The organism is Polaromonas sp., from assembly GCF_010365105.1.
Taxonomy (GTDB): Bacteria; Pseudomonadota; Gammaproteobacteria; order Burkholderiales; family Burkholderiaceae_C; genus Polaromonas.
In genome coordinates this window covers 139,608-150,100 of sequence record NZ_JAAFGZ010000008.1, presented here as the reverse complement: position 1 = coordinate 150,100, position 10,493 = coordinate 139,608, and the positions used below count along the sequence as shown (strand labels likewise).

Annotated in this window: 13 protein-coding genes and 2 pseudogenes; 7 read left to right on the top strand and 8 right to left on the bottom strand. The window is 62.6% G+C overall.

Going from position 1 to position 10,493, the window contains the following annotated elements:
• On the top strand, positions 1 to 682 hold a 682-nt coding region (locus GZ092_RS07690), incomplete at its 5' end, for a DUF2130 domain-containing protein (RefSeq protein WP_293635804.1).
• Positions 683 to 849: 167 nt separating this feature from the next.
• On the opposite strand, the gene GZ092_RS07685 is transcribed toward GZ092_RS07690, so the two are convergent.
• Together GZ092_RS07685 and GZ092_RS07680 are read right to left on the bottom strand one after the other, a co-directional pair.
• Positions 850 to 1,170: an addiction module antidote protein gene (locus GZ092_RS07685; RefSeq protein ID WP_293635803.1), complete on the bottom strand. Its 321-nt coding sequence runs from the start codon at positions 1,168 to 1,170 to the stop codon at positions 850 to 852.
• 4 nt (positions 1,171 to 1,174) lie between these two features.
• Positions 1,175 to 1,471 carry a type II toxin-antitoxin system RelE/ParE family toxin gene (locus tag GZ092_RS07680; protein WP_196864488.1) on the bottom strand — a complete coding sequence of 99 codons (297 nt, stop codon included), beginning with the start codon at positions 1,469 to 1,471 and terminating at the stop codon, positions 1,175 to 1,177.
• A gap of 104 nt (positions 1,472 to 1,575) precedes the next feature.
• On the opposite strand from GZ092_RS07680, the gene GZ092_RS07675 reads away from it, so the two are divergent.
• From GZ092_RS07675 to GZ092_RS07665, 3 genes are all read left to right on the top strand, one after another.
• Complete coding sequence (locus tag GZ092_RS07675; RefSeq protein WP_293635802.1) at positions 1,576 to 1,965, top strand: nucleotidyl transferase AbiEii/AbiGii toxin family protein; 390 nt, start codon at positions 1,576 to 1,578, stop codon at positions 1,963 to 1,965.
• A 94-nt stretch (positions 1,966 to 2,059) separates the two neighbouring features.
• Positions 2,060 to 2,350 carry a type II toxin-antitoxin system RelB/DinJ family antitoxin gene (locus tag GZ092_RS07670; RefSeq protein WP_293635801.1) on the top strand — a complete coding sequence of 97 codons (291 nt, stop codon included), beginning with the start codon at positions 2,060 to 2,062 and terminating at the stop codon, positions 2,348 to 2,350.
• The gene (locus tag GZ092_RS07665) at positions 2,328 to 2,642 is read left to right on the top strand and encodes a type II toxin-antitoxin system YafQ family toxin (RefSeq protein WP_293635800.1); all 315 of its coding nucleotides are present in this window, start codon (positions 2,328 to 2,330) and stop codon (positions 2,640 to 2,642) included. The genes GZ092_RS07670 and GZ092_RS07665 overlap by 23 nt, the downstream gene beginning before the upstream one ends.
• Here the strand turns inward: GZ092_RS07665 and GZ092_RS07660 are convergent.
• Positions 2,622 to 2,873 (bottom strand): annotated as a pseudogene (locus GZ092_RS07660) (hypothetical protein); the annotation flags it as partial. The gene GZ092_RS07665 and the pseudogene GZ092_RS07660 overlap by 21 nt on opposite strands.
• 257 nt (positions 2,874 to 3,130) lie before the next feature.
• On the opposite strand from GZ092_RS07660, the gene GZ092_RS07655 reads away from it, so the two are divergent.
• Complete coding sequence (locus GZ092_RS07655; RefSeq protein WP_293635799.1) at positions 3,131 to 3,583, top strand: DUF302 domain-containing protein; 453 nt, start codon at positions 3,131 to 3,133, stop codon at positions 3,581 to 3,583.
• Between the two features lie 89 nt (positions 3,584 to 3,672).
• Positions 3,673 to 3,816, top strand: a pseudogene (locus GZ092_RS07650) (Lrp/AsnC family transcriptional regulator); the annotation flags it as partial.
• A 143-nt stretch (positions 3,817 to 3,959) separates the two neighbouring features.
• Here the strand turns inward: GZ092_RS07650 and GZ092_RS07645 are convergent.
• The 3 genes from GZ092_RS07645 to GZ092_RS07635 form a co-directional block, all read right to left on the bottom strand.
• Positions 3,960 to 5,921: an alkaline phosphatase PhoX gene (locus GZ092_RS07645; RefSeq protein ID WP_293635798.1), complete on the bottom strand. Its 1,962-nt coding sequence runs from the start codon at positions 5,919 to 5,921 to the stop codon at positions 3,960 to 3,962.
• 129 nt (positions 5,922 to 6,050) lie between these two features.
• Entirely contained in the window at positions 6,051 to 6,401 is a 351-nt protein-coding gene (locus tag GZ092_RS07640) for a hypothetical protein (RefSeq protein WP_293635797.1), read from the bottom strand.
• 18 nt (positions 6,402 to 6,419) lie between these two features.
• A complete protein-coding gene (locus tag GZ092_RS07635) occupies positions 6,420 to 7,667 on the bottom strand; it encodes an MltA domain-containing protein (protein WP_293635796.1) in 1,248 nt (415 codons plus the stop codon).
• Between GZ092_RS07635 and GZ092_RS07630 the strand changes: the two genes are divergently transcribed.
• Positions 7,615 to 7,761: a hypothetical protein gene (locus tag GZ092_RS07630; protein WP_293635795.1), complete on the top strand. Its 147-nt coding sequence runs from the start codon at positions 7,615 to 7,617 to the stop codon at positions 7,759 to 7,761. The genes GZ092_RS07635 and GZ092_RS07630 overlap by 53 nt on opposite strands.
• A gap of 10 nt (positions 7,762 to 7,771) precedes the next feature.
• Here the strand turns inward: GZ092_RS07630 and GZ092_RS07625 are convergent, their stop codons facing one another.
• Both GZ092_RS07625 and GZ092_RS07620 read right to left on the bottom strand, forming a co-directional pair.
• A complete protein-coding gene (locus GZ092_RS07625) occupies positions 7,772 to 8,398 on the bottom strand; it encodes a response regulator (protein WP_293635794.1) in 627 nt (208 codons plus the stop codon).
• A 1-nt stretch (position 8,399) separates the two neighbouring features.
• Complete coding sequence (locus GZ092_RS07620) at positions 8,400 to 10,493, bottom strand: ATP-binding protein (protein WP_293635793.1); 2,094 nt, start codon at positions 10,491 to 10,493, stop codon at positions 8,400 to 8,402.

Below are 10,493 nucleotides of genomic sequence, written 5' to 3'. Positions count from 1 at the left end.
AAGCGGTCACGTTGCCGGAATCCTCCCGTTCACGTTCACCGGAACGTCGGTCACGATCCCGGAATCACCGGTCACGTTGGTCCGGAATACTCAGTCAGGCACCGAGATCGTCTCCATCATGTTTGAGATGAAGAACGAGAGCGATGAAACGGCGACCAAAAAGAGGAACGAAGATTTTCTGAAAGAACTGGACAAGGACCGCACTGAAAAGGCATGCGAGTACGCGGTGCTGGTGTCCCTGCTGGAGCCGGAGAGCGAGTTGTACAACAGCGGCATCGTCGATGTATCGCACCGCTACCCCAAGATGTACGTGGTGCGGCCGCAGTTCTTTGTGCCCTTGATCACGCTGCTGCGCAATGCCGCTTTGAACGCGATGAAATACAAGTCCGAGCTGGCGCTGGTGCGTTCGCAGAACGTGGACATCACGAAGTTCGAAACCCAGCTCGACGAATTCAAGACGGCGTTTGGGCGCAATTGGCGCCTGGCCTCCGAAGGGTTTGAAGAGGCTATCAAGCGCATCGACGAAGCGATCAAGGACCTGGAAAAAACCAAGGAAGCGCTGCACAAGTCAGCAAACAATTTGCGACTCGCCAACGACAAGGCCGACGATCTGACGATCAAGAAGCTCACACGGGGCAACCCCACGATGGCGGCAAAGTTTGCCGAGCTGCCGGGTGGCTGAGACAGAGTAGGACCCGCTGGGCGCCCACCCATCACAAATCCCGCCGGGGTTTTGAGAGGGTCTCGATGACGAAAGCCTTGCGTGCCGGGCCGAAAGGTACGGCAAATTGCTTCTGATTTGATAGCCGGTTGCGCATACTCCACGAGGGCTTCAGCCCTATTTGGCACTCAACCCTGCACCGACCGCGCGCCCACCTTGAACTGCAATCCCAGCGCGTGCATGACTTTGATAACTGTCGCAAAGCTGGGGTTGCCTTGCTCGCCCAGCGCTTTGTAAAGCCCTTCTCGGGTGATGCCGGTGTCGCGGGCCAGCTGCATCATGCCGCGCGCCCGTGCGATATCGCCTACGGCTTTGGTGAACAGGGCGGCGTCTTCTGGGGCCTCGTCCATACAAGCCTGTAAGTACTGCACGCAGTCTTCGTCGGATTGCAGGTAGTCGGCGGCTTCAAAGGGTTTGATGCCAAGTTGTGCGGCGGCGGTGGGATTCATCAGATTACTCCTTCAAAAGTGTGACCATGTGCTGTGCTTTGGCAATGTCGCGCTCCTGGCTGGACTTGTCTCCACCGCCCAGTGCAATCACCACGGTGAGGCCGTCTTTCCAGCAATAGACGCGATAGCCTGGACCGCTATGCAGGCGAAGCTCGACAACATCACCGCCAACCGGCTTGCAGTCGCCCCAGTGCCCCAAAGACAAACGGGCCAGCCTCGCCAACACCTGCTTTTGCCCGACTTTGTCCCGCAATGCAGCCAGCCATGTGTCGAAATCGGCTGTGCGGAGGATTTGGAGCATGCTTAAAATGTAATCTATGGTTTACATAATTGCAAGCAGCAAGATTGTTCCGAAATCATTCCATCCGATTTAACTTAACGCACAAACGGAACACACTCCCGCCCATGGCTACCGACACCCAATCCCGACGTGTACTGGCGCTTGCAGGAGTTGGGCATTGCGCGGATGGTGCTCACGCGGCTAACCGCGATCAGTGCGTTGGAGCGTGTGAGCGCGGGGTGTACAGGCTGGGGCAGTCTGCCCATGCCGATCATTTCGTGTTCAAAGGCGCGATGCTGTTCAACTTGTGGTGCGCCATGCCGCACCACCCCACGCGGGATGTGGATTTGCTGGGGTTTGGCGCAAGCGATCTGGAATCCATCGCGCAGACGTTCCGGGAGATCGTTTCCGTGGCGGCGTCAGACGGCATGGAGTTTGACGCGGCCAGCGTGGTCGTGGACGAGATTCGCAAGAACGCGGGCTGTGCGGGTGCGCGGGTGCTGGTGTCTGCCTAACTGGCCCGCACGCGCTGCGAAGTACAGAGGCCAGCATCTTGCAAAAATCTCAAATGAGATACAAAATTACGCTTTCTTGCAGAGGAACCACACCATGGCAGCGCAGACTTCAATGCTTCATATTCGGATAGACGACGACATCAAGGAACAGGCGACGGCGGCGTTGACGACGATGGGGTTGTCGATGTCGGATGCGGTTCGCCTGTTCTTGCGTCGGGTGGTGGTTGATCAGGCTTTTCCGTTGGAGCTGAAGGTGCCCAATGCCGAGACGCAAGCGGCCATGGAAGAATCGCGCGCCATGATGGCCAGCCGGCGCAACGGTGAAAACCGTTTTGCTTCTGCCGACAAGCTGTTTGCCGATCTTGAAAAAAACAGCGGCAAGTAAGCGGGCGGTGCCGCCACGGGCTGCGGACTATGCCAAGGCATTTTTGAAAGACTGGCTCCGGCTTTCGCATTCAGGTCGCTATGACGTGACGCGGCTCAAAGCGGCGATGCTGCTGCTGATTGCGAACGATGCACCGCTGGGCGCTGAATGGCTGGACCACGCGTTAAAAGGTGAGTGGGCTGACCACCGGGAATGCCATATCGGTGGAGACTTTCTGCTGATTTACCAAATCGAAGCGAACGCGATCAACTTTGTGCGTTGCGGAACGCATTCAGAGCTGTTCGGCAGTTGATAGCCGCCTTCGCCCTATTTGACCAACTAATACCCCGTACTCCGCACCCCCGCCCTCCAGCTTGCGCAGCACCCCGCGCACCAGCAGGTCATTGATGTCGCGGAGTGCCGTGTCCGCAGAGCATTTGCGCATAGTTGTCCACTTGGCATTCGTTAGCTTGCCCTTCATGCCGTCCAGCGCACGGTTCAGCGCAAGCGTTTGCCGCGCGTTCATGGGCGTGTCCGCCCAGCGGTGCTAGCTAAAACATTGGATCGGTCTCACGGTCGATTTGGCAGAGCCCGGTGCACTTCGCTACCCCTATATGCTGGCAATCGACGCCAAGGAAAATTTGCAGCATGGATAAAACGTAATCCACGGCTTGTGGTTTTTACAAATTATTCGGTACGTCCAGCGGCTGCCGCATATAAGAATCCAGCACACCCCTCCGACTGCTCGGGCAGCGCCGCCAAGTTTGTGGCGGCGTCAACACATTGAAAAGGAATTTCCTCATGCAAATATTCAAAGGCATTACGGCCGTTGCACTGGCAGCCAGCGTGAATGTGGCTGGCGCCGTGGACGGACTGATTTCCGTCAAAAGCCCGGTGGATGCCAAAACCACCATGGACCGCGTGGAAGCGCAGGCCAGGCAGCGCGGCCTGAATATTTTTGCCCGCATCGACCACGCCGCTGGCGCCGCCAAAATTGGCAAGACACTGCGTCCCACCGAGCTGTTGATTTTTGGCAACCCGCAGGGCGGCACGCCGTTCATGGAGTGTGCGCAAACCGTCGGCATCGACCTGCCTCTCAAAGCCCTGGTCTGGCAAGACGCCGCTGGCCAGGTCTGGCTGGGCTACAACGACCCGGCCTACCTGGCGCAACGCCATGCCGTGCCCGAATGCGCAGTGGCCGGCAATATTGCCAAGGCACTGGCCGGCATTGCCCAAGCTGCCACTGCGCCTTGAAGAACGGGCAGTGGCCTGCGACTGCTGCCCGCGCGCCCTGGCGGCCCAACGGCTGCACGCAGCGAACGTGGCCGGACCCCAACCGCTTGAGCCAGTTCGCCTGCAACGTGCCGGTCAGCCTGCCGAATGTGAAGGATCTGCACACCGGCTTCTCGCTCGGCGAGGTCAAGGCCAGCGGCGCGCTGCCGCCGGGGCATCTGTTGGCTGTCGGAACCGGAAATTCAGACCAATAATGGCTTTTCCGCTCTATGGGCGGGTACTTTTAGCTATTTAATTCATAGCAAAATGAAAAAAGCCCGGCCTCCGCAGGAGACCGGGCAACCGGCTGGGCCGGAAGTGGGGCTGTTGCGCTTCGGCGCCCTCCCCGCGCGTGTTTTCAGGCTTTGGCCAGTTTCATCTGGGCCGGCTCGCAGGTCAGGTAACCCACGGCGGCACCGAACTTGTCCTTGTAGTTGGCCTTGACCAGCGGGTCGAGCGTGGCCTTGACGACGCTGTGGATGCTGCCCCAGTCGCCGGCATGCTGGAAGTTGCTCATGATGTAGGTCCAGCCGTTCAGCTCGTCCACTGCGTGCAGGCCGGTCGATTCGCCGCCGGCGGGAATCGACATGACGCGCGACAGCACCTTGGTGTCGATGTGGTAGGCCCACAGGAAGTTGTTGACGTGCTGGCTGCTGTCCTCGCCGATGAACAGCGTGCGCATCTTCTCGGAAAACTTCAGGTTGTCGGGGTTGGCGATCTTGTTGGGGTTGGCGGTGTTGCCCAGCGCGTCGGAGGTGATGTCCTCGCCCGCAAGCAGGGCCTTGGTGTCCACCGGCATCCATTCGCTGTTGATGGCGGCGCCCTTGTCGTCTTTCTGGCCGCCCTTGAGGTTGAGGGCCATCACGGCGCCGGCCACCAGGGCCTTGGGCACGGAGATGCCGTTGCCGGGCACGTTGGCTTTGTCGCCCGCCACCATGGACGCCTGGATGTTCTGTAGTGCCGAGTAGGCCACCTTGTCCTTGATGTTGACGGTGGTGCCTTCCATCTTCGTGAAGCCCATGCTGGCGCCGACATAAGCGGCATAGCGGTGGGTTTCAAGGAAGGCAGCGGCTTTTTCGTTGATGACCTTGATCCACTCCACCTTGCCGTTGGACACCACTTTTTTGAACGCCGCGTCCACCGGGTCGGTGCTGCGCACGTCCATGATGTCGGTGGGCTTGATGCCGCCATCGACCAGGGCGCGAACCTCGGCACTGGTGGCACTGCCCAGCTTGATCCAGGTCAGTGCGGCACCCGCATCGCCCGGGACAATGGAAAATCCCGTTCCCACCTTGGCGACGTACAGCGAGCCGGCTGACAAATCCTTTTCCTTGTCGGCCACAAACACGAAGTAACCGCTGTTGGTGGCGTCGTCGCCCATGAACACGGTGCGGTTGTCGGGCATGACCTGCACCAGTTCGTGCGAGATACGGCCGAGGTTGTAGTGCTTCTTGATGGAGGCAGTGCCGTCAAGGTTGACGGTCACTTCAGGCAGGTGGCCGTAGTTGTAGGGGTTGGCCCTGGCCGCGTCGCCGTAGAGGTTCTTGCTGAAGTCATCCATGAAATTCTTGCTGCGCAAGGCGAAGGCATCGGGCTCGTATTCCTCGCTCGACAAATGGGTGCCCCAGGGCGAGATGCTGGCGCCGCAGGTGATCCACAGGCCATTGACGCCGGACGTGTCCACGTTGTGGTACTTCACCAGCGACAGCTTGCCGGTCGTGGCGTTCTGGTCGAGCGTCAGCACGGCGATGGGTGAAGGCAGCTTGCCGTACATGCCCGTCACGCCGTCCTGTGCACTGCTGGTGTACTCGAACTGGACCACGGCAAACACGGTATTGCCGGTGACGCCTGCAACCTTGGCACCCGGCACCGTCAGCAGCGACGTGCCGTCGGGTGCGTCAGAGAAAAAATGCCGCTCCTTGCCAACCACGGTGTTGTCCATGATGGGTTTGTTGTTGATGTCGTAGTAGCCGCCAGACAGCGTCTTGCCGCCCTTGCCATCGGACACCAGGTCGCCGGTGACAAAGAAAGGCTGGTAGGCCAGTTTGAAATCAACCTTGCTGCTGTCGCTGTAGTTGACCGTCATCACCGAGCCGACGGTGGTCGTGGCCATGGCGGCGGCGTTGGCCAGCGTGGGGGCTGGCATGGAAGAAAAACTCACGCCGCTGTAACTGGCTGCCGGAGCGGCAACCGCATCGTCGCCACCGCCGCAGCCGGCCAGCAGAAAGCTTCCGGCAAAGGTGGTCGACAAGGGCAGCATGGGCGCACCTGCAAAAAATTGCAGGGCACGGCGACGGGACAGGGTGGCAACAGGTTTCATGGGTTGTTCGCTCCGGGCAAATAAGGCTGCGCGCGGCGAAGAGGGCCGGCGTCAGCGGGGTCAATCACCCGCGTACTGTCGCCTGTCCATGTTTCAACTTGATGACACCCCGCCGTGCCCGGCGCGCGCTCAGTCGCGCTGGCAGCGCGCCACCAGCGGTTGCTGCAGATACTGCAGCGCCGCCTCGCGCCCGGCCTCGCCCAGGCCAAACTCGGCGCGCAGACGCGGGTTGCTATAGACCGTCTGCATGCCCTGGCCGCCGGCATCGCGCAGCAGCACGTCGTCGCCGCGGGCGCCTTTCAGCACCGCCGTGTTGTTGACGAACCGGACGGTGAACTGCAGGCCCTGCTCGCAGCGGTACACCGGGTTGGATGCGGTGGCCGACGGCCCGCCGCCTGTCAGGCCGGCGCAACCGGCCAGTGCCGTGGCGCCTGCCAGCAGCATCCATGACGCCATGCGTTGGCCCAGAAGTTTGTTCATGTTCCTGTCTTTCAATGTTTATTTGGGCCACAGCGCCCAGAGCCGCAGCGGCTGGTTGACGCGCGAGGCCAGCAGGCCGGCGTCCACGCCGGTGCCGGCAAAGTAGTCGGCCCGCACCGCGCCGACGATGGCGCTGCCGGTGTCCTGCGCCAGCACCAGCTTTTGCAGGTTGGCCGCGCCGCCGCGCGACGCCAGCCAGACCGGCGTGCCATACGGAATGCTGCCCGGATCGACGGCAATCGAGCGACCCGGCGTCAACGGCACGCCCTGCGCGCCCTTGGGGCCAAAAGCGGCGTCGAATTCACTCAGCGGCTGCTCCTGGAAAAAAGTGTAGCGCGGGTTGCTCCAGAGCATCTGCTGCACGCGCTGGGGATTTTTGAAGGCCCAGACCTTGGTCGATTCCACCCACGGCGCGAGCATCTTGCCTTCGCCCTGGTCTGCCAGCCACTGGGTGACGCTGCGAAACGGCTGCTCGTTAGAGCCGGCATACGCCACCCGGACGACACGCTGGGAGCCGTCGGGCTCCAGAATATTAAGCCTGCCCGAGCCCTGGATGTGCAACGACATCACCTCGACCGGGTTGTCCACCCAGGCAATCTCGCGCCCCTGCAGGGCAGCCCGCGCTTCGGGCAGGGTGTCGATTTCCTGGCGCGAGAACCACGGCTTGCGGCTGCCCAGGGTGGCCGGCGTGCGGTAAACGGGCACCGCGTAGCCGCCGCCCGGCCGGCGGCTGGCCTTGAGAACCGGCTCGTAGTAGCTGGTCAGCAGGCCGTCGGCGCTGCCCTGCAGCGACTCGACGCGGTAGGGCTGCAGGCGGGCAACCATCCAGTCGCGCTGTTCCTGCGCCGAGGCAATGCTCAGGCGCCGCACTTCGCTGCACAAGGGGGCAAACACCGGGCCGGGTCGCTCGCAACTCTTGATCCAGGCGTTCCAGGCTTCAAACAGCGAATCTTCCTCAAAGCCCGGCAATTCCGACCAATGGACTGCCACCCAGCGGCTTTTCCCCAGGAGCCGGGGCGGCGGCAGAGGCCCGGCATCGCCCGGACGCACGCCAGCCGGAACGGACGCGCCGCCCGGCGTGGACGCGGGCGGCAAAGGCACGCTGGTACAGGCGGCCATGAATGCGGCGATGGCGATAATCGACACCTTGCGCCATGACGGCCTCAATCCCCTTGGCCGCTTCAGGCTTGCTGCCGCTTTCCAGGAACCAATCATGGCCTTGCTTTTACTCGAAGCGCTCGGTGCGCTGCTGCTGCTGGTGTTCATTGTGTGGTGGACGATGTTTTCGGGCCGTCAAAAGGGCGAACTGAAGGACGAATCGGAGCGCGCGGCGCCAGACCCGGAGAAAAAAAAGAAATAAGCTGCATCTGCTACAGATTGCGCAGCAGATTGGCCAGCTCGACCGCCGACTTGACGCCCATTTTCTCAAAAACCCGGGCACGGTGCACTTCGACGGTGCGCACGCTGATGTCGAGCTGGTCGGCCACCAGCTTGTTGGGCAGTCCTTCGACCACCAGTTGCATCACCGCGCGCTCGCGCTCGGTCAGGCTGTCAAGCTGGGTGCGCAGGCCGGTGGACTGGCTGTGCTGGACCAGCGCGGCCGCCGACTGGCTGAGCGCCTGCTCGATACGGTCCACCAGCGCATTGTCGGAAAACGGTTTTTCAAAAAAATCAAACGCGCCGCGCTTGACCGAATCGACGGCGGTTGGCACATCGGCATGGCCGGTCAGGAAAATCACCGGCAGGGTCGGCAGCAGGCCGTAGCCAATCAGCTTTTCAAACATTGCCAGCCCGCTGAGCCCGTTCATGCGCACGTCGAGCAGCAAGCACGATGGCGAACGCACCTCGAAGTTTTGCGCCACCCGCTCGTCAAAGGCTTCGCCGCTGGCAAACGACTCGCTGGGCAGACGCCGGGAGCGCAGCAGCCAGGCCAGCGCGTCGCGCACGCCCTTGTCGTCATCGACGATGTAGACGGTGGCATTGTGGATCGGTTCCATGTCAGCTTTCTCCGGGCGTGTGGTGCATTGCAGCCCCGGCTGCCGACTTTGCCACGGCCACCGGCAAGGTAAAGCTGAAAATAGTACCTTGCGGCTGGACGCTTTCATAGCCGAGAAAACCGCCATGCTGCTCGATCACGGTGCGGCACAGGCTCAGGCCCAAGCCCATGCCTTCCTGCTTGGTGGTGAAAAAGGGCGTGAACAGCTGACGCGCCACCTCGCTTGAAATGCCTTCGCCCTGGTCGATCACGGCAAACTCGATCCACTGGCTGTGCGCATTCGAGGCGGCCGGCCGGATGCGCAAGGTCAGCACCTTGCCGGACAGCGCCAGCGCCGGCTGGCCGGTTTCGTCGCTGCTGTGCATGGCCTGCATGCCGTTGCGCGCCAGGTTCAGCAGCACCTGCTCGACCATGGTGCGGTCGCACAGCACCGGCGGGCAGGTCTCGTCGACTTCCAGGCTGATGCGCACGCCTAGCTTGCGTGCCTGCAGGATCACCAGCGGCATGATGGCGTCCAGCAGCGCGCGCGGCGTGACCACCTCGCGCACCCGCTCGCTGCGGCGCACAAAATCATGCACGCTCTTGATCACCTTGCCGGCGCGCTCGGCCTGCTCGGCTATGCGGCCCATCGCCAGCCGCAGGTCGTCGGACAAGGCCGGCGCATCGGGCGGCTGGTCGCCCGCTGACGCATGCGCCAGAAGGTTGAGGGAACCGGTGGCGTAGCTTGAAATGGCCGCCAGCGGCTGGTTCAGCTCATGGCTGAGCAAGGACGCCATTTCTCCGACCATGGCCAGCCGGGCGCTGGCCTGCAGCCGGTCCTGGCTGGCGCGCGAGACTTCTTCCGTGCGGCGCTGCTCGCTGACATCGAGGATGGCGCTCATCCAGCCGGTGTGCTTGCCCACGGCGTTGATCAGCGGCGCTTCCATGATGAGCACCGGAAAGCGCGTGCCGTCCTTGCGCATGAACACCGACTCATGGCCCTCGCGCGGCAGGTGATTGCCCGCCAGGCGCATTTCCTGGCGCCGCTGGTACACCCCGGCCAGTTCGGGTGGCCAGTAGGGCGAAGGCATGCTCTGGTTGAGCAGCTCCTGCGCGTCGACGCCGACCATCTTGCAAAAAGCCGGGTTGACATAGGTGATGCGGCCGTGCAGGTCCCGGGCGCGCAGACCGGTCAGCAGGGAGTTCTCCATGGCCTTGCGAAAGGCCAGCGCCTCGCCCAGGTCGTTCTCGACCTGCAGGCGCCGCCGCATGTCGCGGCCCAGCAAAAAGAGCACGGCCATCAGGGCGAGCGACAGGGCAGCCACCAGCGCCGTCAGGATATTGGGGAACAGGGCCGGCGTGCCCAGCCGGCTCTCCATCCGCACCACGAAGGTGATGCCTGGCAGGTCGAGCAGCTGCCGGGCCACGAAGGACCGGCTGGCGCGCGCCGGCACACCGTACAGCGCCAGGCGCGTGCCGTCCGCCTCGGTGAGCGACAGGCCGATGCCTTGCGACAGCGGCTTGCTGACCAGTTCACTGAGCAGGCCCTGCAGCGAATAGGTCGCCACCGCATAGCCGGTCACGCGGCCTGCGTCCGTCAGGGGCAGGCACATGTCCGACACTTCCATGCCCAGCCCGTCAGCCTGGGGTAAAAAGTAGCTGGTCGAATACACCGGGCCGCTCATCCGGCGGGCGGAGGTACAAGCCAGGCTCACATCGGTCTGCAGGCTGGTGCGGTCGAGCTGCTCGAACACTGACTTGCGAAACGGCGTCTCGACAAAGCCCAGCATGTCGAGCGTTTCGTTGCGCCATTCCAGCCGCAGGATTTCCCGGTGCTCGTGCAGCAGCTGGGCTGCCGGCACCTGCCAGGCCTCGGCGCTGCGCTCGCGGGCATGCAGTGCCTGGATCGCCTGAAGGTTGCGGTTCAGGCCGGAGCGCATGTCGGTCACGGCCAGTGCCGCATGGTCTTCCAGCCGGCTTTGCACCATGCTGGACTCGTAGCGTCCGGCCAGCCAGACCAGCAGGCCCAGCAGGGCCACCACCAGCGCCAGCAGCAGCAGCCACAGGGAACCGCGCCGGCTGGCCCAGCCGGCAAGCCGGGGGAACTTCAGCACCAT